The 22432-nt window shown below is 64.2% G+C and carries 24 protein-coding genes; 1 reads left to right on the top strand and 23 read right to left on the bottom strand.

The window, feature by feature from the left end; all coding sequences use genetic code 11:
- Window positions 1–56: 56 nt before the first annotated feature.
- Together tal and dusA are read right to left on the bottom strand one after the other, a co-directional pair.
- A complete protein-coding gene (gene tal / locus LPB260_RS28730; RefSeq protein WP_208709549.1) occupies window positions 57–983 on the bottom strand; it encodes a transaldolase in 927 nt (308 codons plus the stop codon).
- Between the two features lie 64 nt (window positions 984–1047).
- On the bottom strand, window positions 1048–2058 hold the full coding sequence (gene dusA, locus LPB260_RS28735; RefSeq protein ID WP_208709551.1) for a tRNA dihydrouridine(20/20a) synthase DusA: 1011 nt from the start codon (window positions 2056–2058) through the stop codon (window positions 1048–1050).
- A 109-nt stretch (window positions 2059–2167) separates the two neighbouring features.
- Here dusA and LPB260_RS28740 point away from each other — a divergent pair, with 109 nt between their 5' ends.
- A complete protein-coding gene (locus LPB260_RS28740) occupies window positions 2168–3349 on the top strand; it encodes a tyrosine-type recombinase/integrase (RefSeq protein ID WP_208709553.1) in 1182 nt (393 codons plus the stop codon).
- On the opposite strand, the gene LPB260_RS28745 is transcribed toward LPB260_RS28740, so the two are convergent.
- The 21 genes from LPB260_RS28745 to LPB260_RS28845 all read right to left on the bottom strand — a co-directional run.
- Entirely contained in the window at window positions 3319–3594 is a 276-nt protein-coding gene (locus LPB260_RS28745) for a pyocin activator PrtN family protein (protein ID WP_074915953.1), read from the bottom strand. The genes LPB260_RS28740 and LPB260_RS28745 overlap by 31 nt on opposite strands.
- Before the next feature lie 157 nt (window positions 3595–3751).
- Window positions 3752–4111, bottom strand: a complete 360-nt coding sequence (locus LPB260_RS28750) for a histone-like nucleoid-structuring protein, MvaT/MvaU family (protein ID WP_208709555.1) — start codon at window positions 4109–4111, stop codon at window positions 3752–3754.
- Window positions 4112–4261: 150 nt separating this feature from the next.
- Window positions 4262–4531, bottom strand: coding sequence for a helix-turn-helix domain-containing protein (locus LPB260_RS28755; protein WP_208709557.1), 270 nt, complete (start codon window positions 4529–4531; stop codon window positions 4262–4264).
- Window positions 4532–5857 (bottom strand): type II toxin-antitoxin system HipA family toxin, encoded by a 1326-nt coding sequence (locus LPB260_RS28760; RefSeq protein WP_208709559.1) that lies wholly within the window; start codon window positions 5855–5857, stop codon window positions 4532–4534.
- A 182-nt stretch (window positions 5858–6039) separates the two neighbouring features.
- On the bottom strand, window positions 6040–6267 hold the full coding sequence (locus LPB260_RS28765; RefSeq protein ID WP_208709561.1) for a DUF2274 domain-containing protein: 228 nt from the start codon (window positions 6265–6267) through the stop codon (window positions 6040–6042).
- Window positions 6264–7538 (bottom strand): TrbI/VirB10 family protein, encoded by a 1275-nt coding sequence (locus LPB260_RS28770; RefSeq protein ID WP_208709563.1) that lies wholly within the window; start codon window positions 7536–7538, stop codon window positions 6264–6266. Before LPB260_RS28770 ends, LPB260_RS28765 begins: the two co-directional genes overlap by 4 nt.
- A gap of 2 nt (window positions 7539–7540) precedes the next feature.
- Window positions 7541–8527 carry a P-type conjugative transfer protein TrbG gene (trbG, locus tag LPB260_RS28775; RefSeq protein ID WP_208709565.1) on the bottom strand — a complete coding sequence of 329 codons (987 nt, stop codon included), beginning with the start codon at window positions 8525–8527 and terminating at the stop codon, window positions 7541–7543.
- Complete coding sequence (gene trbF / locus LPB260_RS28780; RefSeq protein ID WP_208709567.1) at window positions 8524–9231, bottom strand: conjugal transfer protein TrbF; 708 nt, start codon at window positions 9229–9231, stop codon at window positions 8524–8526. The genes trbG and trbF overlap by 4 nt, the downstream gene beginning before the upstream one ends.
- Before the next feature lie 12 nt (window positions 9232–9243).
- Window positions 9244–10422, bottom strand: a complete 1179-nt coding sequence (trbL, locus tag LPB260_RS28785) for a P-type conjugative transfer protein TrbL (RefSeq protein ID WP_208709569.1) — start codon at window positions 10420–10422, stop codon at window positions 9244–9246.
- Complete coding sequence (locus LPB260_RS28790; protein ID WP_208709571.1) at window positions 10419–10610, bottom strand: hypothetical protein; 192 nt, start codon at window positions 10608–10610, stop codon at window positions 10419–10421. Before LPB260_RS28790 ends, trbL begins: the two co-directional genes overlap by 4 nt.
- Before the next feature lie 13 nt (window positions 10611–10623).
- Entirely contained in the window at window positions 10624–11358 is a 735-nt protein-coding gene (gene trbJ / locus LPB260_RS28795) for a P-type conjugative transfer protein TrbJ (protein ID WP_208709573.1), read from the bottom strand.
- Window positions 11355–13784, bottom strand: a complete 2430-nt coding sequence (gene trbE / locus LPB260_RS28800; RefSeq protein ID WP_208709575.1) for a conjugal transfer protein TrbE — start codon at window positions 13782–13784, stop codon at window positions 11355–11357. The genes trbJ and trbE overlap by 4 nt, the downstream gene beginning before the upstream one ends.
- Window positions 13785–13795: 11 nt before the next feature.
- Window positions 13796–14068 carry a VirB3 family type IV secretion system protein gene (locus LPB260_RS28805; protein WP_208709577.1) on the bottom strand — a complete coding sequence of 91 codons (273 nt, stop codon included), beginning with the start codon at window positions 14066–14068 and terminating at the stop codon, window positions 13796–13798.
- Complete coding sequence (locus LPB260_RS28810; protein ID WP_208709579.1) at window positions 14065–14406, bottom strand: TrbC/VirB2 family protein; 342 nt, start codon at window positions 14404–14406, stop codon at window positions 14065–14067. The genes LPB260_RS28805 and LPB260_RS28810 overlap by 4 nt, the downstream gene beginning before the upstream one ends.
- Window positions 14403–15419 (bottom strand): P-type conjugative transfer ATPase TrbB, encoded by a 1017-nt coding sequence (trbB, locus tag LPB260_RS28815; RefSeq protein WP_208709581.1) that lies wholly within the window; start codon window positions 15417–15419, stop codon window positions 14403–14405. The genes LPB260_RS28810 and trbB overlap by 4 nt, the downstream gene beginning before the upstream one ends.
- Window positions 15416–15850 (bottom strand): CopG family transcriptional regulator, encoded by a 435-nt coding sequence (locus LPB260_RS28820; RefSeq protein ID WP_208709583.1) that lies wholly within the window; start codon window positions 15848–15850, stop codon window positions 15416–15418. Before LPB260_RS28820 ends, trbB begins: the two co-directional genes overlap by 4 nt.
- A complete protein-coding gene (locus LPB260_RS28825) occupies window positions 15847–17838 on the bottom strand; it encodes a conjugal transfer protein TraG (protein ID WP_208709585.1) in 1992 nt (663 codons plus the stop codon). The genes LPB260_RS28820 and LPB260_RS28825 overlap by 4 nt, the downstream gene beginning before the upstream one ends.
- Window positions 17839–18258: 420 nt before the next feature.
- Window positions 18259–19497 carry an NADH:flavin oxidoreductase/NADH oxidase family protein gene (locus tag LPB260_RS28830; protein ID WP_218281521.1) on the bottom strand — a complete coding sequence of 413 codons (1239 nt, stop codon included), beginning with the start codon at window positions 19495–19497 and terminating at the stop codon, window positions 18259–18261.
- Window positions 19498–19579: 82 nt separating this feature from the next.
- Window positions 19580–19888: a helix-turn-helix transcriptional regulator gene (locus LPB260_RS28835; protein ID WP_208709587.1), complete on the bottom strand. Its 309-nt coding sequence runs from the start codon at window positions 19886–19888 to the stop codon at window positions 19580–19582.
- Window positions 19889–20212: 324 nt separating this feature from the next.
- A complete protein-coding gene (locus tag LPB260_RS28840; protein ID WP_208709589.1) occupies window positions 20213–21499 on the bottom strand; it encodes a dicarboxylate/amino acid:cation symporter in 1287 nt (428 codons plus the stop codon).
- Window positions 21500–21647: 148 nt separating this feature from the next.
- The coding region (locus tag LPB260_RS28845; RefSeq protein ID WP_208709979.1) for an aminotransferase class I/II-fold pyridoxal phosphate-dependent enzyme at window positions 21648–22432 on the bottom strand (785 nt) is incomplete at its 5' end.

The raw sequence follows: 22432 nt of genomic DNA on the forward strand, positions 1-22432 counted from the left end.
TCATCGCCTGAGTTCGCTGCGGGGCGCCTGATGCAAGTCGGCGCCCCGCAGTGCATTCAGGCGAGGTTGGCGAGCAGTGCTTCCAGTTTTTCTTGGTCGCGGGCGAACAGGCGAATGCCCTCGGCAAGCTTTTCCGTGGCCATGGCGTCCTCGTTGAGTGCCCAGCGGAACTGGCTTTCGTCGAGCGACTGACGCGCCTCGGCCGGTTTGCCGCCGCTCAGTTTGCGTTCGAGAGGGCTCTGCTCGTCAGCCAGTTGCTGCAGCAGGTCGGGGCTGATGGTCAGTCGATCGCAACCGGCCAGCTGCTCGATCTGGCCGAGGTTGCGGAAACTGGCACCCATCACCACGGTCGAGTAGCCGTTGGCCTTGTAGTAGTCGTAGATGCGCGTGACCGACTGTACGCCGGGGTCTTCCGCGCCGACGAAGTCGCGGCCCTCGGATTTCTTGTACCAGTCGTAGATGCGCCCTACGAATGGCGAGATCAGGAACACACCGGCTTCGGCGCAGGCCTGGGCCTGGGCGAAGGCGAACAGCAGGGTCAGGTTACACTGGATGCCGGCCTTCTCCAGTTGCTCGGCCGCGCGGATGCCTTCCCAGGTCGCGGCGATCTTGATCAGCACCCGCTCGCGGCCAATGCCCGCCTGTTCATAGAGCTCGATAAGCCGCTCGGCGCGACGCAGGGTGGCCTGGGTGTCGAACGACAGGCGGGCGTCCACCTCGGTGGAGATGCGCCCTGGAATCACCTTGAGGATCTCCTGGCCGACCGCCACGGCGAAGCGGTCGCAGGCCAGCCCCAGGTCGCCGTTGCTGGCGGCGACGGCGCCGCGCAGCAGGTCGGCATAGCGCGGCATGGCCGCTGCCTTGAGCAGCAGGGAGGGGTTGGTGGTGGCGTCGACCGGCTTCAGCCGGGCGATGGCGTCGAGGTCACCGGTATCGGCGACCACGGTGGTGAACTGCTTGAGTTGATCCAGCTTGGAGGTCATGACACAGCCTTGTCGTTGCAGATGTCACGACCTTACCCGAGCCGCCGGGGCGGCTCAACGGCGACTAGTGACCTTGCAGCAATTGCGCGGCCTGGTCGAACAGCGCCAGCGGTTCGGCGGTCTTGTGGATGTCCACCGACAACAGCTGGCGGAAGCGCCGCGCGCCCTTGAATCCCTGGGCCAGGCCGAGCATGTGGCGGGTGATGTGGTGCATGCTGCCGCCTTCGGCCAGGTGCGCGGCGATATAACCGCGCATCGACTGCATGGCCTCGAAACGGCTCAGCGACGGCGCCTCGGCGCCGAACAGCTGCTGGTCCACCTGAGCCAGCAGGTAGGGGTTGTGGTAAGCCTCGCGGCCGAGCATCACGCCGTCGAAGGTCTGCAGGTGGTTCCGGCACTCATCCAGCGTCTTGATGCCGCCGTTGAGGATGATCTCCAGGTCCGGGAAGTCGCGCTTGATCTGCGCCGCCACGTCATAGCGAAGCGGCGGTATTTCGCGGTTCTCCTTGGGCGACAGGCCGGAGAGGATGGCAATGCGCGCATGCACGGTGAAGCTCTCGCAGCCGGCTTCGCATACTTGGCCGACGAAGTCGCGCAGCTCGGCGTAACTGTCGCGACCGTCGATGCCGATGCGATGCTTGACCGTCACTGGAATGCTCACCGCATCGCGCATCGCCCTGACGCATTCGGCGACCACCGCCGGATGGGCCATCAGGCAGGCGCCGATCATATTGTTCTGTACCCGGTCACTGGGGCAGCCGACGTTCAGATTGACCTCGTCGTAACCGGCATCCTCGGCGAGCCTGGCGCAGGCGGCCAGATCCGCCGGCACGCTGCCGCCCAGCTGCAAGGCCAGTGGGTATTCCGCTGCGCTGTGGCGCAGGAAACGCGCGCTGTCACCGTGCAGCAGGGCGCCGGTGGTCACCATCTCGGTGTAGAGCAGGGTGTGCCTGGACAGCTGGCGCAGGAAGAACCTGCAGTGCCGGTCAGTCCAATCCATCATCGGTGCCACGGAGAAGCGGCGGGACAGCGCAGGGCGCGTGATTGCTGGTGTTGAGGCTGATTCTAGAGGCATTGGTTCAGGTCAATTGAAGGCCGAAAAGGCTTGTTTTTGCCCATTTTTGCGCATGTGGTGCTAAAATTTAGCACTGGTAAATGCATTTTTAGCACTGGTGATGAGCGATATGGGAACGATCACTCGGCGCATGAACAAAAGCGGGCAGACCAAGTACACGGTTCAGATTCGGCTGCGCCGCAAGGGAGTCATAGTCTACCAAGAAAGCCAGTCCTTCGACCGTAAGCCGGTTGCCCGCGCCTGGATGATGAGGAGGGAGGCCGAGCTTGCGTTGCCCGGTGCTCTCGAAAAGGCTTCGCGGGAAGATGTGCCGCTCAAGAAAATCATTGAGCGCTATCTGGAGGAGTACGAGCTGATCCGCCCGCTCGGAACGACGAAGCGAGCCACCTTGAAGGCGATCAGTGGAACCTGGCTAGGCCAGGTCGCTGATGTCGATCTGACAAGTCAGAAGCTGGTTGAGTACGCGCAATGGCGAATGGGCAAGGAGGGCGGCGGCGTTCAGGCCCAGACCGTTGGGAACGATCTCGCACACCTTGGCGCGGTCCTGTCTGTCGCTAAGCCTGCCTGGGGGTATGAGATCGACGCGAGCGCTATGACTGATGCGCGCAAGGTGCTGCGTAAGCTGGGTATGGTGACTCGGAGTCGAGAGCGTGATCGGAGGCCGAGCGGGGATGAGTTGGACAGATTGCTTGCCTACTTTTTCGATCTCCAGGCACGCAGGCCTAGCGCGATACATATGCCCAAGGTCATAGCTTTTGCGATCTTCTCGACGCGTAGGCAGGAGGAAATTACGCGGATTCGCTGGGCGGATCTGGATGAGCGGCGGCGGGCGGTGCTTGTTCGGGATATGAAAAATCCTGGGCAGAAGATTGGTAATAATGTCTGGTGTCATCTGCCGGAGGAGGCTTGGCAGATTATTCATAGCATGCCTAAGTCTTGCCGAGAGATATTCCCGTACTGCTCGGACTCAATTTCTGCGGCCTTCACTCGCGCCTGCAAGTTTCTGACTATCAAGGATCTGCACTTCCATGATTTACGCCATGATGGTGTGAGCCGGCTGTTCGAGATGGATTGGGATATACCGAGGGTCGCGAGCGTATCAGGGCATCGCGACTGGAACTCCATGCGTCGTTATACGCATTTGAATGGGCGAGGAGATCCCTACAAGAATTGGCCCTGGTTGGAGAAGATCATCGGAGCCCCTGTAGTACTGGGTGCGCGGGTGGCGCCTGACGCTCCTGAAGACCGAGGGGGGGCGCTTCAGGCGAGGCGCCGTCGATCCATCAACTGATCCTGCTCTCTGATTGCAGCCTCTCGCTGTCTATCGATGTAGGCAGCGAGATCCTCCAGGTGCACGCCAAGGTTGGCCTTCTGCGAATTTGCGCCCAGTCGCATCACTGGAAGGTCTATTTCTCCCATCAGGCGCTTGCGTTTGAACTTGTCTACCGAAAGGCCAAGGAAATCTCGGCATACCCATTCGATAGGAATTACGGCCTGTCCGTCGTACTGAGCCATCAGCAAAAACAGTGTCTTCATTGCCCCATGCCATAGCGCCATTCCAATGGATTCAGCGTATTGGCGCTAGGTCTGATGGCAAACAAGCTACTTCGTAGTTGGGCGCGAAGGAGCGAGTGACGCCTTGGGCGGCGTCGGCGCCGTTGGTGAAACGAGGCGCCAACAGCTCGGTAAATCGTTATTGCAACCAGCTTTCGACGACGTCGGCGCCGAATTCTTCTTTCCAAGCTTTCAAAACTTTGTGGTTGCCGCCTTTGGTTTCAACAACCTCGCCGGTCTTAGGATGCTTGTAGCGTTTAACTTGGCGAGGACGGCGCACGCCGGAGTCCTGTTTGCTGAGCTTGCCGATTTTGGTTTGCGGATCGAGGATAGCAATGATGTCGCGCAGGCCTTTGTCGTACTTCGACATCAGGGTGCGGAGTTTTTCCTCGAATTCCATTTCCTTCTTCAGGCCACCGTCTTTCTTGAGAGCGTCCAGCTCTGCCAGTTGAGCGGCCAGTTGCTGTTCAAGGGCGCGAAATTCGGCAAGCTTCGACATTTTATGTGCTTCCTTTTATATGGCTGATTTGAGTATCAACTATAACTCGATTCCACGACTGTTGCAGACGATGGAGGCGAGGGTTGCCGCCGGTTTTCAAGATCGTAGCGGTGGGCAGAAATATCACCCTTGAGGAGGGGCAGGCTGCCTCTATTGCGCTCGCGTCTTCGGCACAATGCCAACTTGCATCCCAAATGGATTGAACACGCTATTCAGGGTCTGCACGGTTGGATTTGACTCGTCATGCTCCAACTGACGAAGGGCACGCAGGGAAAGTTTGCACATCTGCGCGAAACGGGCCTGCTGCAATCCGGTGATTTCCTTCCGCAACTTGCGCACAGCCTGGCCGATGCTCAACTCGCCCGACGCCAGTTGGGTCTGTATTTCGCTCAGAATACGGTTGCGCTCGATGATGTCCATTCAGACAAGCCCCCATCGGCTGAGTCGTTGCTGGAGGTTTCGCAGCGCAATACGTGGATGATTCATGGTGGAGTTTGGCAGCCCCTGATCGTTCAGTAGGTCGGGAAGGGCGAGGAAGTTGTGCGCTGCGTCTCTGAGCCTTTCATATAGAACATCTGCGTCGGTCCATTGCGCCAGTGCGGCACAGGCTTGGCGCCAGTTAACCTCGCCGGCAATCTCTATAGGTTGAGGCCATTTTGTAGTGCGAGTGATGCCTTCATCATCCATCACCATGGGGGCAAGGTCGTAGATGGGGGCGAGCTTCAGGCCAGTGCGGTTTCGCAATATTGAAGTATTGCGGCCATGGTTGTCCGAATTGCCAAGGATCTGGTTGAGTAAGTCGCGCTGCAGATACTCAAAGATCATGTCACCAACTTGCGCGCCTTGCCCCGTCTGCTGCCACAGCCTGACCAGGTGCTTCAGGGCGTCGGTATGCAGTAGGTAACTGCCCGGCACGGTTACTCCTGCCAGTGAGTACAGGGACTCCATGGCGCTGCGCTCTACACCAGCGGCACTAAGACGACGGTCAAAACGACGCATCCACAGGCTAGGCTTGCGGCCTTCCTCTAGAGCCAGACCTTCGGCGGGTACGGTATCCAGGCCAAGCCGCTGGACGGCCCTGTAGAAGCAGAACTCGCTACGCAGTATGTCTTGGTCGGTCTGTCTAGCCTGGTTACGCGCGAACTTCACGAACCAGTGACAGGTCGCATAGGCATCCGGCAGAGCCGCATCCAGATGCAGGGCACCTTCTCTGTCTTCAGTCAGTAACAGTTTGGGCGCTTCGCCACCCGCGCCTGTGGCGCCACCGATAGCCGCACCCTGCTCGTAGGCGTATTCCAGAAAGCGCGAATCGCGGTTGATTACATCTTCGCGAGAGAAACCCAGCAGCGGATTTCCTTGAAGTGCTAATGCCGCCTCCTTGATGCGCAGGTTGCCCACCGGCGCCGGGGCGCACCGACTCAGCAGGAATAGATCCAGTTCCAGATTCTCGGGTTTCTGTTTGCCCAGACGCTGGAGTAGGAAGCGGCGTGCCGCCCCTGCGGGCAATATGTCGTGAAGGAATGCGGGAGCCGGGGTGCCCCGATAGGAGTCCCAGCCCAATGGCACTGTGGCGCTAACTGCATGCTCAAGGCGGCTGCCCATGTGCTCCAGCGTCTCAAGCAGATATGTCTGCTCATAGCCAAAAGAACACGCACCTGCCAGACCCACCTCGGGCTGCTCGAAGTTGAGGTGCATGGCGTCGTTCCAGGCATGACCACTGTACAGTTGCAGGGTGAGAGAGTGCATATGGACTCCGGCACTTTAATGCCGTTAAGGCTACTGGTTGTCGCGAATAAAGGCAATAAAATGCCTTAAATCACTCCATTACCAGGTCTTAAGAGCACTTTAGTGCCGATTCATTTGGGGCTGATCAAGTAGCGATTTCCATGTTTGATCGCAATGGCTGGCTTGCGACAAAGCGTTCAGCTTCAAGAAGTGGACTCCGTGTTGGCTCTCCTGAACACCCGATCCCTCGCCATGAAGGCCTCCAGCATGTGCGGAATCAGCGTCAGGGCATCGACCTCTTCGCCATAGGCTTGCGAGTGCAGCGCCGCGTAGCGCTCGAGGTCGGCCTTCAGGCTGGCGGGGCAGGTGAAGGTCAGCTTCAGGTTCTCGGTTTTCGGCAGTGGGCCGAGACGCAGCTTGGGCGTGCTCATTGCGGATTCCTCTGGTGAGGGGAGAAAGGCTGGTAGGGACGCAGCACCAGATCGCGGCTGACGATCACCCGTAGGGGCAAACCGGGGCGCTGGGTCAGCGTGGGTTGGATATCGAGGTTGCGGCGGGTGACCTCCTGGCCGACCTGGTTCACCGTGTCCTGCAGGCTGTCGCGTCCGGCGATGATGATGCGGTCGCCGTCGGTGCGACTTTCAGGCGCCGCTAACTCGGCACCGATTCCCAGCAGGCTGGTCATGGCTGCGCCGGCGACGATTCGGTCCCAGTGCCAGTCGACGCCATCCTCCAGGCCGGCATAGCCGGCGGTATCGCTGCCGACCAGGTTGTCGAGCTGGAAAGACGAGGTATCTGGCAGGATCACCCGCTGCCACACCACCTGCACGCGACTCTGCCCGTAGCTCACCTGGCTGTTGTAGCGGCCTAGCAGGCGTGCGCCCTGGGGGATCAGCACATGCTGGCCGGTGGCGCTGTCGTAGACCGGCTCGGTCACCGTGGCGATGACATCGCCGGGCAGGTCCGACTTGATGCCGGTGACCAGCGCCGCCGCAATGACGGTGCCGGCCATCACCTGGTAGGGCGACTCGGGCATCTGCAGAGATCCTGAATTACGGATTTGTGCATTTACGGATTTACTGAGAAACGCCTCGTTCTGCTCCTGCCGGTTTTGTGTTCCAGCTGCTCCGGCTGCCGCGGCTGGCGACGCCGCACCCAGGATCTCCGGCTCGAGTGGGGTGAACCCAGCGGATGCGACGTTCGACTTCCGTGCACTGCCGGTCTGGAAGAACACCGAAGACAACGCCGCCTCCTCGGCCTCCTTGAGCCTGGCCAGGCGCTCGGCCTCGGCCGGGTCGGGACCGGCCTGGCGGTAGTCGTAACCCTGCACCTGCTGTTCCGCCCTGAGGATCGGGCCGCCCAGGTCGCCGGGCAGCGGTGGGCCCAGCTGCGGTATTTCCGGCGTGGCCGGTGGTGGCAACTGCGAGTAGTCCGCCGGCAACTGCTCCAGACCCTCGGATCGCGCCACGCGGTCGACGTTGTACAGCTCGGCCTGTTCTGCGCCCTGGCGGCGCGGCTGCGGTTGCAGCGACCACAGCAGGGCGCCGAGCACCGCAGCGGCCAAGCCGCCGGCGAGCAGCGCCAGTATGCGCGGATTGAGACGAGTTACGGGGCGCGGTTGCGCACGCAGTTCCAGCGCCTCCGGTGCCTCCTTGGGCGGCACTGCAGGGGCCGCGCTGTGGATGTCGTCCTTGGCACTCATGCTCAGGGCCTCCGTGCCACGCCGTCGGTGCGCTCGATCCGCACCACATCGCCCTGGTCGGCGCCCAGGCGCAACTCGGCGGCACCGAACAGGCGGTCGACGATGTAGTAGGGCGAGCGGAAGCGGTAGTTGACCAGCTGCCCGTCGCCTTCCGGGCCGAGCACGAACAACGGCGGCAGCTCACCCTGGGCGATGCCGGCGGGGAACTGGATGTACACCTTCCTGCCATCATCGAAGGCGCGCAGCGGTTTCCACGGCGGGTTACTGCCACTGATCCCATAGCGAAAGCGCAGCTGTTCCAGGGCCAGGCCGGCATCCACCGGCGCGGCCGCCTGGGCTGCGCTGGCGCGGCGCTGCAGGGCGAGCATGTGGTCCTTGGGGTAGTCCCAGGACACCGAGGCCATCCAGGTCTGCTCGGTGGAGGTCAGCTCGAGCAGGTAGGTACGGCGCGTGGTGGTGATCACCAGGTTGGTCTTGAGGTCGACCCGGGTCGGCTTGACCAGCACGCTGGTGCGTAACGCCTCGCCGCTGCCGCTGGTGGTGTCGCCCACGATCCAGCGCACCGTGTCGCCGGCGGCCACGGTGACCAGCTCCTCGCCGGCCTGCAGGTTGATCGCGGTGACCCGGCCGGGGCTGGTGTACAGCTGATACAGCGCGCCCTCCGAGTAGGGCCAGACCTGGATGGCGTTGATATAGCCCTCCCGGCTCGGCGCGACCCGGGCATCGCGGTTGGCCCGGGAGACCCGCACACGCTCATCGGCCGGCTCCTTGGCTGGCTTGCCCGCCTGGGTATCCGACAGTGGCTTGAGCTGCGCCGGCAAGGCCAGCGGCTTGGGCATCTCCACCACCTCGATGGGCGTGGGTGGCTCCGGCAGGCGCTGCGCCTCGACCGGGTCGTCCAGGGCAATCACTGGCGGCTCGTGGCTGGCGCAGCCGGCCAGCATGCTCAGCAGTAAAGGGCAGACGCAGAGGTTCAAGGCAGTCTTCATGGTTTCTTGGCTCCTTCCGTAGTGTCCAGCTCACGGCTCCAGGACAGGCCGTTGACGTAGATGCCCAGCGGGTTGCGGCGCAGCTTTTCCTCGGTACGCGGCGGCTGCAGTACCATGGAGATCACCGCCGTCCAGCGCTCCAGTCCAGCGGCCGCGCCGTTGACGAAACGGCGTTCGATCCAGCGCACCTGGAACGAGCTGTCGCTGGCCCGCACCACGCTGGTGATCTCGACCGTCACCGACTCCTTGCCGACCCGGGCGAAAGGATCGTGGGTGCGGGCGTAGTCGTTGAGGGTGGCGGCGCCGCGGTCGGTGGTGAAGTGATAGGCCTCCAGCCAGTTCTGCCGCACCACCACCGGGTCGATGGACAGGCCGCGCACCAGCTCGATGAAGCGCGCCAGGTGGTGGGCGATCTGCGCATCCTGGGGCTGGTAGGGGCTGGCCGCCTCGCCAACGGCGCGCACCTGGCCGAGCTGGTTGACCTCCACCACATAGGGCGTGATCGTCGACTGGGCCGCGCGCCAGAGCAGCCCGCCGGCCATCAGCAGGGCCAGGCCCAGGCAACCGAAGGCCATAAGTCGCCAGTTGCGCGCCTGCGCCAGGCTGCTGCCCAGGCGTCGATCCCAGGCCTGGGCCGCCGCCTGGTAGGGCGTAGTCGGTTGCGGGCTGTCGCCGTAGCGCACCCGTGGACGTTTGAAGCGCATCCTCGTTCTCCTTTACGTGTTCGATGGGTCGCGTACCTGCGGCCCGGGGGATGAGCCACCGCCATCTCCACCGCGCAGGCTGTGGGCGACGGTGGTGGTGGCTTGGTTGAGCTGTTGCCTGCGCTGCAGGCGCCGGGCCCAGTCGGGCGGCTTGGCGGGAGCAGTCGATGGGCCGGCAGACGCCGCCACACTGGCGCCAGTTGCAGCAGGCGTTGCCGCATCTGGCGTCATACCCGCGGCCAGGGGCTTGGCGCCGCCCATGGCCAGACGCGCCGCAGCGGGGGCCATACGGGCGCCGGCCAGCACGGCGCCGCCGACGCCCGCCGCCACCGCGGTGGCGCCCGCGGCCATGCCGGTAGCCGCGAGGGCGGTACCGGCCGCGGCACCGGCTCCTAGTTGCGGGGCACCGGAGACCAGGCCGGTGGCGATGCCCGGGCCGAAGATGCCCAGGCCGAGCAGTGCCAGGGCGGCGAGCATGACCACCTGGGCATGGTCGATGGAGGGCTCGTCGGGCACGGCCTGGAACTCGGCGAACAGCCCGCTGCCGATGCCGACGATCACCGCCAGGACCAACACCTTGATGCCGGAGGCCACCACGTTGCCCAGCACCTTCTCGGCGAGGAAGGCGGTCTTGTTCCACAGGGCGAAGGGCACCAGAACGAAGCCGGCCAGCGTGGTCAGCTTGAACTCGACCAGGGTGACGAACAGCTGAATGGCCAGGAAGAAGAAACTGACGATCACCACCAGCCAGGCTAGAAACAGCACCAGGATGCTGTGCAAGTTTTCGAAGACTTCCGGAAATCCGCTGAGCATGCTGATCTGCTCGAGCAGCGGGGCTCCGGCATCGATACCGATAGCGGCCAGCCGTCCTGGTTTCAGGAATTCGGCGGGGCTTAGCGCGGATCCTGCCGCCAGTAACCCTAATCCGGCGAAGGAGTGGAAGATGATCTTCGCCAGTGCGTTGAAGTTGCCGATGATGAAGGCGAAGGCGCCGACGTAGAGGATCTTGCGGATCAGCTTGGCGCTGACGTCCTCGCCGCCCATGGCCCAGAACAGCCCGGCCAGGGTCATGTCGATGGCCACCAGGGTCAGGCTGAGAAAGGCCACCTCGCCGCCGAGCAGGCCGAAGCCCGTGTCGATGTATTGACCGAACACCGCGAGGAAACGGTCGATCACGCTGACGTCGTTCATGGCACGGCCTCGTCGAAGCTTGGCGGTATGGCTGGCAGATCAGAAGGGCGGAGAAATTCGCCGGGCAGGACGCAGCCGGAATAGAAACGCTCGCTCAACGAAGCCTCTGGCCTGGCGTCATGGGCGCCATCGCGATCGCCGCAGGCGGCCAGCGCGAGCAGCAGTGGCAACAGGACGGGGGCTTTCATCACGCCACCCTCCCTACCGATAGAACTGCACGGGGTAGGGCGTATAGGGGGTGCCGCTGCCCATAAAGCGCCGGCGCAGTTCGCGCGCCTCCTCGGCGGCCGCGGCCTGGCGGGCCAGCTCCAGGGCGATCGCACGGTTCTGGGTGATCTGCAGCTGCTGGACCTGGATCGACTGCTTGGCTTGCAGGGCCAGCAACTGGTTGGTGGCCTGGGCCGCCTGCAGGGCGCCGCCGGCGGCCTGGCTCTGGTTGACCAAGTCGGCCAGTACGCTCTCGTCCTGGGCCAGGTTCTGCGCGACCTGGGCCTGCACGCGCATGGCGGTGTGCAGGCCGTCGAGGCCCTGCCGCCAGCGTTCGCGTGCCTCCTGGGCCATGCGCTGGCCGCTGACGTCACGCGCATACTCGGCGGGATAGAGGCGGGCGAACTCCCGGTCCAGGCGCTGCACCTCGAAGGCCAGGCCCTGGGCTTCGGCCAGCAGGCGTTCGGTGTTGGCCAGGGTCACGCGCAGGCGGTTGACCACGTTGTAGTCCAGGCGCGCCAGGTGGCGGGCCTGGTTGACCAGCATCTGGCTTTCGTTCTGCAGCTGGCAGACCTGGTTGTTGATCAGCTCCAGGGTGCGCACCGCGGTCAGGGTGTTCTGCACCAGATTGGTCGGATCGATCACGGTCACGGCGTTGGCCGGTTGCAACGCCAGCAGACCCAGGGTCAGCAACGTGACGACAGGTGAAAGACGGATAGGCAACTTCATGGCAGGCACTCCTTGCGTGGTGGGATATGGGAAGCAAGCAGCTCAGCGGCCCAGTCCAGGCCGCGGTGACGCAACCAGGCATCAGCAAAATCGGCTGTACCTGACTCCTGCAGAGTCCGGTCGATCTCGCGCTGCTCGGCCGGGCTGGCAGAGGCGGCGAAGGCCAGTGCGACCGGACCCAGGTCGAGGTCGAACAGGCGGTTGCCCAGGCGCGACTGGTAGTAGTAATCGCGCTTGGGCGTGGCCTGGGCGATGATCTCCAGCTGCCGGTCGTTGAGGCCGAAGCCCAGGTAGATGCCGCGGATCTGCGGCTCGCCGGCCTGGGGGTTGGGCAGGAAGAGGCGGCTGGCGCAGGACTCGATGATCGCCGCGGCGATGCTGGAGTCCTGGATGTCGGCCAGGGACTGGGTGGCGAAGATCACGCTGACGTTCTTCTTGCGCAGGGTCTTGAGCCACTGGCGGATGCGCGCGGCGAACAGCGGGTCGTCGAGGAACAGCCAGGCCTCGTCGAGGATCAGCAGGGTCGGGGCGCCGTCGAAGCGCTCCTCGAAACGGGCGAACAGGTAGCTGAGCACGGCGGCTACCGCCGCCTTGCTGTGCATCAGCTCCTCCATCTCGAAGCACTGCACGTCGGCCATGCCCAGGCGGTCCGCATCTGCGTCGAGCAAGCGGCCGTGGGCACCGCCCAGCACATAGGGTTGTAGCGCCTGGCGCAGGGCGTTGTCCTGCAGCAGCACCGACAGGCCGGTCAGCGTGCGCTGTGCCACGGGGGCCCCGGCCAGGCTATCCAGCGCCGTCCACAGCGCGGCCTTCTGCTCCGGGCCGACGGCCACGCCTTCCTGCAACAAGCGCGCCTCCAGCCACTCGGCAGCCCAGGCGCGGTAGCCGTTCTGGTCGATGCGTGCCAGGGGCTGGAAGGCCAGGTCGCCATCGCCGCCCAGGTCGTAGTGCTCGCCGCCCAGACCCAGCACCGTCGCGCGCAGCGAACGGCCCATGTCGAAGAGGAACAGGCGCGAACCCGGGTAGCGGCGAAACTGCAGGGCCAGGGTCGCCAGCAGCACCGACTTGCCCATGCCAGTGGGGCCGGCCACCAGGGTGTGGCCGACGTCGCCGACGTGGGTGACCAGGCGAAACGGTGTCGCCCCGTCGGTGCGGGTCACCACCAGTGGCGGGCCGTCCAGGTGTGCGTTGCGCGCCGGCCCGGCCCAGACTGCCGAGACCGGCAGCAGGTGCGCCAGGTTGAGGGTGGAGATCAGCGGCTGGCGCACATTGGCGTAGGCGTTGCCGGGGATCGACGACAGCCAGGCCTCCACCGCGTTGAGGTTTTCGGCAATGGTGACGAAGCCGCGGCCCTGGATCACTCGCTCGACCCGGCGCAGGTTCTCCTCGGCGACCTGGGCGTCATGGTCGCTCACCGTCACCGTGGCCGTCACATAGCCGAAGGCGACCTGGTCGGCGCCCAGTTCCTGCAGCGCCGCATCGGCGTCGCCGGCCTTGTTCGCCGCATCGCTGTCCAGCAGCGGGCTTTCCTGCTGGAAGATCGCCTCGCGCAGCAGCGCCAGCACGCCCTTGCGCTTGGCGAACCACTGGCGGCGCAGGCGCAGCAGTTCCTTCTCGGCCTCGTCCTTGTCCAGGCAGATGAAACGGGTCGACCAGCGATAGGCGAAGCCCAGGCGGTTGAGGTCGTCCAGCAGGCCCGGCCAGGTCGAGGTGGGAAAGCCGCGTACCGTCAGCACGCGCAGGTGCTGCTCGCCCAGGCGCGGCGCCAGGCCGGTGGTCAGCGGGCAGTCGGCGAGCAGGGCGTCGAGGTGGAAGGGCACCTCGGGCACGGCCAGCCGCTGGCGGTGGGTCGACACCGTGGCGTGCAGGTAGCTCAGCGTCTGGCTGTCGTCGAGCCAGGCGAGCTCCGGCATCACCCCGTCGAGCAGGTCGAAGAAGCGCTCGCTCTCGGCGACGAAGGCGGCCAATCGCTCGCGCCAATCGACGCCACGCTGCTCCCGGTGCTCATAGAGCAGGCCGGCGGCGCGGGCGCGTGACTCCTCCGCTGGCAGGTAGAGCAGCGTCAGGTGATAGCGGCTCTCGAAGTGGCTGCCCTGGGCCGCGAAGGTCGCACGACGTTCCTCGTCCACCAGCCAGGACAGCGGCTCGGGAAAGTCGCTGTCCGGGTAGTCGGCGGCGGCCAGGCGCTCGGCTTCGATAAACAGCGCCCAGCCGGAACCGAGCCGGCGCAGGGCGTTGTTCAGGCGCGCCGTGGTGGCCAGCAACTCGCCCTGGGTGGCGCTGTCCAGGTCCGGCCCGCGAAAGCGCAGGGTGCGCTGGAAGGCGCCGTCCTTGTTCAGCACCACGCCCGGGGCGACCAGGCCGGCCCAGGGCAGCCAGTCGGCGAGCTGGGCGGGGCGCCGTTGGTACTCGTTGAGATTGAGCATGGCGGCGCTCCTCACACGTCCAGCAGCGCGGGCTGCTTGATATGGCGGGCGAACACCTGGAGGAACTGCGGGTCCAGCCGGGCGCCCCAGACCGCCAGGGAGTGGCCGACCAGCCAGAGCAGCAGCCCCGGGAGCCACAGCTGCAGGCCCAGGCCGACCACCGCGGCCAGGGTGCCGTTGAGGATCGCCACGTTGCGTGGGGCGCCGCCGAGCAGGATCGGCTCGGCCAGGGAACGGTGCAGCGGCACCTCGAAACCGGGGATGAGTTCGTGGGCGCCGTTCATGCGACCAGCGCCCCGCCGGCGAAGCTGAAGAAACTGAGGAAGAACGAGGAGGCGGCGAAGGCGATCGACAGGCCGAAGACGATCTGGATCAGCTTGCGGAAGCCGCCGCTGGTGTCGCCGAAGGCCAGGGTCAGGCCGGTGGTAATGATGATGATCACCGCGACGATGCGCGCCACCGGACCCTGCACCGAGTCGAGGATCGACTGCAGCGGCCCTTCCCAGGGCATGCCGGAGCCGGCGGCGAACGCCGGCAGGGCAGTACTCAGCAGCAGGGCGCCCAGCAGCAGGGCGCGGGCGGTGCGTTGGCGTACAGCGACGCGGGAGTGGAGGGGACTCATGGTTGATCTCCTGAGGCAGTGGGTAGGGCAGGGAGGTGGTCGAGGGTGTCGATGGGCTGCAGGCGATAGCCGCGTGGGTCGTGACCGACCACCCGGGCGATCTGCTGGACCCGGCGGGCGCGACCTCGGCCGGCGAGGAACACCACGAGATTGACCGCCTCGGCGATCAGCGCCCGTGGCGCCGCCAGGGCGACCTCGAGGATCAGTTGCTCCAGGCGCAGCAGGGCGCCCTGGGCGGAGCCGGCATGGATGGTGGCGATGCCGCCGGGGTGGCCGGTGCCCCAGGCCTTGACCAGGTCCAGTGCCTCGCCGCCGCGCACCTCGCCGACCACCACCCGGTCGGGGCGCAGGCGCAGGGTGGTGCGCACCAGGTCAGCCATGCTCACCACGCCGGGCTTGGTGCGCAGGGCGACGTGGTCGAGGGCCGGGCACTGCAACTCGACCGTGTCCTCCAGCACCAGCACGCGGTCGCCGCTGCCGGCCACCTCGGCGAGCAGGGCGTTGGCCAAGGTGGTCTTGCCGCTGCTGGTCCCGCCGGCGACCAGGATGTTCTGTCGGTCACGCACGGCGTCGCGCAGGTACTCGGCTTGTCCGTAGGTGAGGATGCCGTCGGCCACGTACTGCGCCAGGGGGATCACCCCGCCGGCGCGCTTGCGCAGGGCGAAAGTCGGCCCGGAGGCCACCGGCGGCAGCACGCCTTCAAAGCGCTCGCCGCTCGAGGGCAGCTCGGCACTGAGCAGCGGCTGGCCGCGATGCACCTCCGCGCCGATGTGGGCGGCGACCAGACGGATGATCCGTTCGCCGTCGGCGGCCGGCAGGTTGCCCAGCCTGGATCGGCCGCTGGAGAGGCGGTCGAGCCAGAGGGCGCCGTCGGGGTTGAGCAGCACCTCGACCACGTCCGGGTCGTCCAGGGCCGCGGCGATCAGCGGGCCCATGGCCGTGCGCAACATGCGCGTGCGGCGATCCAGGGAAGCGGCCGCTGCGCTCAGAACGCTGGAAGAGGCGGCGGTCATGGACGCTCTCCCGTGGCCCGAGCCTCCGGCTGAGCCTCCTCGTGCACCTCCCTGACCAGGCTACGGCCGCGCTGCAGGTGACGGCCCAGCTGCTCGACGAACTGGCCGAAGCGCAGCTTGCCCTGGGCCCTGGCCGCTTCCTGATGGGCCTCGGGCACCGGCGTGCTGACCGTGAGGTAGTAGCGCACGTAGAGGGCGAGGGTCTCGATCAGGATGTGCTGGTCGCGCTCCAGCCGCTCGAACTGCCGCGACAGCCGATCCAGGCGCTTGGCCATGGCCACCTCGCGCCGCTCGCCGGACTCCGGCGACAGCCAGGCCGCCAGCGCCGCGGCGATGATCGAGGACTTCGACACACCCTTGCTGATCGCCAGTTCGTTCAGGCGCTTGGCGTGCTCGGGTTGGATGAACAGATTCAGGCGGGCTCGGCTCATAGGGCTATTCCGTCGTCAGGGTCGAGGGCGGCCAGTCGCGCCGCGCGCTGCAGGCGCGGATCGGGCTGGCTGGGAAAGGGCGGTGGGACGTCGTCCTCGTCGAGCAGCAGCAGGTCGCCGGCCAGCTCGTCGTGCTCCGGCAACGGCACGCTCTGGGCCAACTCGGGCTGGCGGCGGGGGCCGCCTTCCTCGACTGAGTTGGTGTCGGTCCAGCCAACCGGTGAAGCGTCAGCGGCCGCAGGCACAGCCAAGCCGCTCCAGTCGTCCGCCCGTGGCGCCGGGGCATCGGCATAGCGGCCGGGCTGCAACTGCGGTGCCGGCAGCAGCCGGCGGCGGAAGTTGGTGTCGCTGAAGTAGCGCAGCTTCTTCGCGCGGATCGGCGCGTGGCCGGAGAGCATCACCACGGCCTCGTCGCTGGGCAGCTGCATCACCTCGCCCGGGGTCAGCAGCGGCCGCGCCGTCTCCTGGCGCGACACCATCAAATGGCCGAGCCAGGGGGCCAGGCGGTGGCCGGCATAGTTGCGCTGAGCGCGTAGCTCGGTGGCGGTGCCCAGGGTCTCGGAGATGCGCTTGGCGGTACGCTCGTCGTTGGTGGCAAAGGTCACTCGCACATGGCAGTTGTCGAGAATCGAGTGGTTCTGGCCGTAGGCCTTGTCGATCTGGTTGAGCGACTGCGAAATCAGGAAGGCGCGCAGCCCATAGCCGGCCATGAAGGCCAGGGCCGACTCGAAGAAATCCAGGCGCCCCAGCGCCGGGAACTCATCGAGCATCAACAGCAGCTTGTGCTTGCGCGCGATGCCGTCGGCGCCATCCAGGGACTCGGTCAGGCGCCGGCCGATTTGGTTGAGGATCAGGCGGATCAGCGGCTTGGTGCGGCTGATGTCCGAGGGCGGCACCACCAGGTACAGCGACAGCGGATGCTCGGCCGAAATCAGGTCGGCGATGCGCCAGTCGCAGCGTGAGGTGACGGCGGCCACCGTGGGGTCGCGATACAGGCCGAGGAAGGACATGGCCGTGGACAGCACGCCGGAGCGCTCGTTCTCGCTCTTGTTGAGCACCTCCCGCGCGGCCGAGGCCACCACCGGATGGGGACCGTCGCCCAGGTGGGGCGTGCTCATCATCCGCTGCAGCGTCAGCTCGAAGGTGCAGGCCGGATCGGAGAGGAAGTTGGCGACGCCGCGCAGGGTCTTGTCCTGGCCGGCGTAGAGCACATGGAGGATGGCGCCGACGAGGAGCGCATGGCTGGTTTTCTCCCAGTGGTTGCGCCGCTCCAGAGCGCCCTCCGGGTCGACCAGGATGTCGGCGATGTTCTGCACGTCGCGGACCTCGTGGGTGCCGCGGCGCACCTCGAGCAGTGGGTTGTAGGCCGCCGAATTCGCATCGGTGGGGTTGAACAGCAGGCAGTGGGAGAACCGCGCGCGCCAGCCGGCGGTCAGGCTCCAGTTCTCGCCCTTGATGTCGTGGATCACCGCCGAGGCCGGCCAGGCGAGCAGGGTGGGTATCACCAGGCCGACGCCCTTGCCCGAGCGCGTCGGCGCGAAGGCCAGCACATGCTCGGGGCCTTCATGGCGCAGGTACTGCTCCTGGAACAGGCCGAGGAACACGCCGGCCGGCCGGGTCAGACCGGCCTGGCGGACTTCATCCGTCTCGGCCCAGCGCGCCGAACCATAGGTGGTGACCCGCCGCGCCTGGCGGGCGCGCCAGAGGGCCATGCCGATGGCCACTGCCAGCGCCAGCAGGCTGCTGCAGGCGGCGATGGTGCCCCCGACGTTGAACACCTCCGGGGCATAGGCATCGAAGACGAACCACCACTCGAACAGGCGCCAGGGGTGATAGACCGGCGTGCCCAGCAACTCGAACCAAGGTGCACCCAGGCGCGCCTGATAGCCGAGCGCCGCCGCCGTCCACTGCGTGGCACTCCATACCCCGAAAAGGGTGATGGCCAACACCGCCAGCACCTGGCCGTACAGCACCGTCGTTGCTTGCATCCTTGCCCCCAACCTCTCCGACAGAACTCACGGCACGCATGGGTGCCGCGGGCGAGAGGTTCGGCATTGGCGGGGAGGGGGTCAAAGACCGTTTCGTGGCTGATTAGGGCCGAGGTGACAACAATTCCAGCTAGGGCTTGGCTGGGAGGAATTCAGCGAGGCATTGCGCAGAGGGGGATGCTCGTCATTGACTCGCCCGTCGTGCACGATTGGATGGAGTCCTTGTGGTAACAGGCAGAAACCGGCCAGAAGCGGCCCTTCGACAATGGTGCTTCCGCCCCATTTCGGTCGCTCGCAGAAGCCGGTGGACAAGAAAGCGTTGTCCACCCTACATAGCCATCAAGTCCGCGTAGGGTGGAAGGCCACCCCGTGGAAAACCGCGGAGCGTTTTCCACCAGCGGTCAACCAGGCTACCTCGCTCTAAACGCGGTCTCCCACGAGTGCGAAGGCTTCAAGCCAGGCGTCGCAGCGGCCCGCATCGCGCACCTCATAGATACTCATGGCGGACTCGAGGTCCAGACTGAACTCATCCTCGTTGCCTTCTGCCAGCGCGGTCAGGCGCATCGTGTACCAAGCCGTCACACCGCCCGGAGGGGTCGAGTCGAATCGTGGAAACGCCGGGTCGCCACCGGCGGCGCTCAACCAATCACGCGCAAGATGTGGATTGAGCGCCATGGCGCGGCCCACGCTCACCATGTCCACTGCACCGCTGCGGACGGCGTCAACTGCTTGTTGCCGCGTCTTGAAACCGCCGGTTGCCATAACTGGAATGGCGGTCGCCGTTTTCGCCCGGCGGGCAAAATCAAGGAAGTACGGTCCGCTACCGGAGGTGCTATCCGAGCTTGCGGCGGCGCCCGGAAAGTAGGTTCCGCCACTGATATCGATCAGATCAATGCTTGTCTGGTCGATCATGCGGACCACGTCCATAGCCTCGTCTTCCGTCAGTCCACCTTCCAGTTGATCGGTCGAGTTGATCTTGATAGCGATCGCAAACGAAGCACCAACGGCCTGGCGAACCGCCTCTATCACCTCGCGGACGATGCGGAATCTCGCCTCGATGGACCCGCCATACCCGTCTGTCCGGCGATTGAACAACGGAGACAGGAACTGGCTTAAGAGGAACCCGTGTCCGGCATGAATTTGCACCCCGCCGAATCCTGCGCCTTGGGCAATTGTCGCCGCCCTGGCGTAGATGCCCGGCAGCTCGCCAATGTCGTCGAGGGTCATGCCTGCGCATTGCAGCCCTTCGATGTCCAGCGAGGATGGGCCCTTGGCTCGACTGATCGGCAAATGGGAAAGCGCTCCTGCGTGTCCGAGTTGCGGCCAGAGGCGCGCACCATCAGTCGATCCGCGACGCGCCAAGGTCCGCAGCGCCGTTTGATCTGTATCCGGTCCCAACACCAGATTCCCGGGCTTCTCGGGATAGCGCGGATCACCCTGTACCTCGCCGATCAGCGACAATGCTACGCCGCCTTCCGCCCAGCGCTCATAGAGTCGTGCCTGCGCTTCGGTAGCGTTGCCTTTTCCGTCACCAAGGGAATCCGACATTGCCGACTTTGTCAGTCGGTTTTTCAGAACCACACCACAGGGAAGCTCAAGCGGGAGGCCCAACACATTTGCCGGGTTTGAGAGATCATGCTTGGTTACTGGCTTCATCATCGGGCCTCTCCATCGGAATATTTAGATATTTCATTTTTTCTTCCCGCTAAATGCCGCCCGTCGCCAGGTGGCGTAGCAACTGTCACGGCTTCAACAGTTCTTTCTCGACCTCATCGAGAAACGCTTGGATGTTGCCTTCATTGCGCCGGTAGAACGTCCACTGTCCATGACGCTCAGCAACCACCAACCCAGCCTGCTTCAACACGCTCATGTAGTTTGAGATCGTCGACTGCGACAGCCCTGCCTTCTCTTGAATGTACGCAACACACACACCGTCCAGATCGGCATGCTCTGGCAGCGAGGGTGGAAAGTTCGACCTGTCTTTCAGCCACTCAAGAATTCGGCGTCGCACAGGGTTGTTAAGGGCGGAAATCACGTTTTCTATATTCATAAATCAAGATATCTCGATATTTAAGCAAGAGTCAATCGCGGCATTTACTACCGCCCCCCCTCAGAGTCGGGCTTGATAGTGTCACAACCATAAGTGAAGAACCCCCTAGGATCGTTTTCTCACCGGCCTCTTCTGGCCGACTTCTGCCCGTCGCCACCGACTGCAACCGGCCTAAGCTGCCAGTCAAATGCGTCTACGAAAGCAGGGCCGGAGGACAGATCGTACCGCCGCCTTTTTCATGTTCTAGGTGGAAACTGGCCCATGCTCCTGCGGGGCATGGGCCAGTCGTGGCTTCAGGGATTGGCGGACAGGTTCTGTATCCGCCTAGGAAGCCTGTATGGGATCTTCATGGAGTACAACAGGCGCCTGATCGTTCGCTTGCAGGGCAACCGGGATTCCCTGCTTATCGCAACCGAGCAAACCCTCGCTCTTGGCCACTAGCATCGCGCCAAGCACATCGCCGGAGACGTTGAGCGTGGTATGACCCATGTCGATCACCCGGTAGATACCGGCGATGACGCCCACAAGCTCGAATGGCAAACCCATCAGCTGCAGCATCAACGTGCCCATCACAATGCCGCCGCCAGGAATACCGGGAGCCGCCATCGCCAGCAGGGTACCGATCGCCACCACATTGACCATCTGCGCAACGCTCAGATCGACACCGTAGAAGCCCGCCGCAAACACTGCCAGCACCGAGAGATAGACCGCAGCGCCCATCAGGTTAATGGTGGCACCCAGCGGCAGCATGAACGAGGTGATCCAGCCAGGCACCTTAAAGTCCTCACGGGTGACGTGCATGCTCATTGGTAGGGTGGCGGCGCTGCTGGTGGTCGATAGCGTCACCATCCAGACCTTGCTGATCTTCTTGAGCAAGTAGCTGTAGCTGACTTTGGTGTAGGCCACCACCACCATCGAGGTCACCACCCAGACGGCTAGTAAGCCGGCGTAGTCTGCCAGGATGAACTGCCCAACCTGGTCGAAAATCTCAAGACCATAGTTGCCCATGGAGTAGGCCATCAGGGCGAATACTCCATAGGGCGAAACCGCCATGATCATGTCGAGGATCTTCAGGATCACCGCCGATGCCTGATTGCACAGGCCTTTGATGCCCTCGGCCTTTTCGCCCAAAAACACCAGCGCCACCCCAACCAGTACGGCGATCAGGATGACCTGGATAACGCTGCCCTTGGCCATGGCATCGAATATGTTAGACGGGATCATGCCGAGGAAGAACTGACCAAGCGTTGGTACTTCGCTCACCGGTGCCATGGCGGTGGAGGTACTGCCAACGAAACCGACACCGGGCTGCAACAAGTGGGCGGTGGCCAGGCCAGTTATCCCGGCTACCACCGTCATCAGCGTGTACACCGCCAGCGTCTTGCCGCCGACTCGCTTGAGTTTGCCAACATCTCCCATGTTGGCAATGCCTGCCGCCACGCTGAAGAACACAATGGGGATGATCAGCATCTGGATCGCGCGAATGAACGCATCGCCGATGGGTTTGATCGCCACGCCCCACTCTGGGGCCACTAAGCCGAACAGCACGCCGAGGGTGAAACCGAGGAAGATTTTCGTGGAAAGACCGAAAGAGAGTTTGATACCAGTCATTTCGACCACCCTCCGCACTCGGAGTGATTCATGCCGGGAACAAGACGATTGATGCTCATCAGTTGCCTCTTCTGAAAATGAGTATTTTTGTAATGTGAATTAGGCAGTTCAGTCGTAGGCCGTCCCTGGCCGAGTTGTTTGCCGTGTGTTAACGCAATTGCTGGCAGGCCTGCGCGATGCGGCGGCAGCCCTCGTCAATCACCTCGAGCGAGCTGGCAAAGGACAGCCGCAAGTAGGGGGACATGCCATAGGCATCCCCGCTGACGGTGGCTACATTGCCCTCCTGCAGCAGATAGGCCACCAGTTCGGTGTCGCTCTCTATGCGTTGACCATCCGGCGTGACAGTGCCGAGCAGTCCAGAAACATTGGCATAGATGTAGAAAGCGCCTTGCGGCGGCAGGCAGCGCAGTCCCTTGATGTCGCTCAGTTGTTCCAACATGCGCTGGCGGCGCTGGGTATAGACCTCGCGCATTTCGGCAATAGGGGTTTGATCTCCGGCAAAAGCTGCCACTGCAGCTGCCTGGCTGATTGAACTGGGGCAGGTGGTGGTCTGTGAGATCAGCTTGCTAATAGCCGCAATCAGAACGCGCGGCCCCGCGGCAAAGCCAAGACGCCAGCCGGTCATGGCATAGCCCTTGGAAGCACCGTTGACGATCAGCGTACGGGCCTTGAGATCTTCGGCCACATTGACGATGGACAGGTGCCGAGCATCTTCGTAGACGAAGTGTTCGTAGATCTCATCGGACATGACCAGCAACTGCGGATGGCGACGCAGCACAGCGGCCAAGGCTAGCAGTTCGGCGCGGTCATACACCGCGCCACTGGGGTTGTTCGGCGTATTGAGGATGACCCACTTACTACGGGGCGTGATGGCGCGCTCGAGCTCCTCGGCCGTCAGCTTGAAACCGTTGCTCTCGTCCCCTGGGATGATTA

Source organism: Pseudomonas sp. LPB0260, assembly GCF_013388395.1.

Excerpts from the sequence above, each read along its gene's own strand:
- tal (WP_208709549.1), bottom strand. The coding sequence starts at position 983 with ATGACCTCCAAGCTGGATCAACTCAAGCAGTTCACCACCGTGGTCGCC.
- dusA (WP_208709551.1), bottom strand. The coding sequence starts at position 2,058 with ATGCCTCTAGAATCAGCCTCAACACCAGCAATCACGCGCCCTGCGCTG.
- LPB260_RS28740 (WP_208709553.1), top strand. The coding sequence starts at position 2,168 with ATGGGAACGATCACTCGGCGCATGAACAAAAGCGGGCAGACCAAGTAC.
- LPB260_RS28745 (WP_074915953.1), bottom strand. The coding sequence starts at position 3,594 with ATGAAGACACTGTTTTTGCTGATGGCTCAGTACGACGGACAGGCCGTA.
- LPB260_RS28750 (WP_208709555.1), bottom strand. The coding sequence starts at position 4,111 with ATGTCGAAGCTTGCCGAATTTCGCGCCCTTGAACAGCAACTGGCCGCT.
- LPB260_RS28755 (WP_208709557.1), bottom strand. The coding sequence starts at position 4,531 with ATGGACATCATCGAGCGCAACCGTATTCTGAGCGAAATACAGACCCAA.
- LPB260_RS28760 (WP_208709559.1), bottom strand. The coding sequence starts at position 5,857 with ATGCACTCTCTCACCCTGCAACTGTACAGTGGTCATGCCTGGAACGAC.
- LPB260_RS28765 (WP_208709561.1), bottom strand. The coding sequence starts at position 6,267 with ATGAGCACGCCCAAGCTGCGTCTCGGCCCACTGCCGAAAACCGAGAAC.
- LPB260_RS28770 (WP_208709563.1), bottom strand. The coding sequence starts at position 7,538 with ATGAGTGCCAAGGACGACATCCACAGCGCGGCCCCTGCAGTGCCGCCC.
- trbG (WP_208709565.1), bottom strand. The coding sequence starts at position 8,527 with ATGAAGACTGCCTTGAACCTCTGCGTCTGCCCTTTACTGCTGAGCATG.
- trbF (WP_208709567.1), bottom strand. The coding sequence starts at position 9,231 with ATGCGCTTCAAACGTCCACGGGTGCGCTACGGCGACAGCCCGCAACCG.
- trbL (WP_208709569.1), bottom strand. The coding sequence starts at position 10,422 with ATGAACGACGTCAGCGTGATCGACCGTTTCCTCGCGGTGTTCGGTCAA.
- LPB260_RS28790 (WP_208709571.1), bottom strand. The coding sequence starts at position 10,610 with ATGAAAGCCCCCGTCCTGTTGCCACTGCTGCTCGCGCTGGCCGCCTGC.
- trbJ (WP_208709573.1), bottom strand. The coding sequence starts at position 11,358 with ATGAAGTTGCCTATCCGTCTTTCACCTGTCGTCACGTTGCTGACCCTG.
- trbE (WP_208709575.1), bottom strand. The coding sequence starts at position 13,784 with ATGCTCAATCTCAACGAGTACCAACGGCGCCCCGCCCAGCTCGCCGAC.
- LPB260_RS28805 (WP_208709577.1), bottom strand. The coding sequence starts at position 14,068 with ATGAACGGCGCCCACGAACTCATCCCCGGTTTCGAGGTGCCGCTGCAC.
- LPB260_RS28810 (WP_208709579.1), bottom strand. The coding sequence starts at position 14,406 with ATGAGTCCCCTCCACTCCCGCGTCGCTGTACGCCAACGCACCGCCCGC.
- trbB (WP_208709581.1), bottom strand. The coding sequence starts at position 15,419 with ATGACCGCCGCCTCTTCCAGCGTTCTGAGCGCAGCGGCCGCTTCCCTG.
- LPB260_RS28820 (WP_208709583.1), bottom strand. The coding sequence starts at position 15,850 with ATGAGCCGAGCCCGCCTGAATCTGTTCATCCAACCCGAGCACGCCAAG.
- LPB260_RS28825 (WP_208709585.1), bottom strand. The coding sequence starts at position 17,838 with ATGCAAGCAACGACGGTGCTGTACGGCCAGGTGCTGGCGGTGTTGGCC.
- LPB260_RS28830 (WP_218281521.1), bottom strand. The coding sequence starts at position 19,497 with ATGATGAAGCCAGTAACCAAGCATGATCTCTCAAACCCGGCAAATGTG.
- LPB260_RS28835 (WP_208709587.1), bottom strand. The coding sequence starts at position 19,888 with ATGAATATAGAAAACGTGATTTCCGCCCTTAACAACCCTGTGCGACGC.
- LPB260_RS28840 (WP_208709589.1), bottom strand. The coding sequence starts at position 21,499 with ATGACTGGTATCAAACTCTCTTTCGGTCTTTCCACGAAAATCTTCCTC.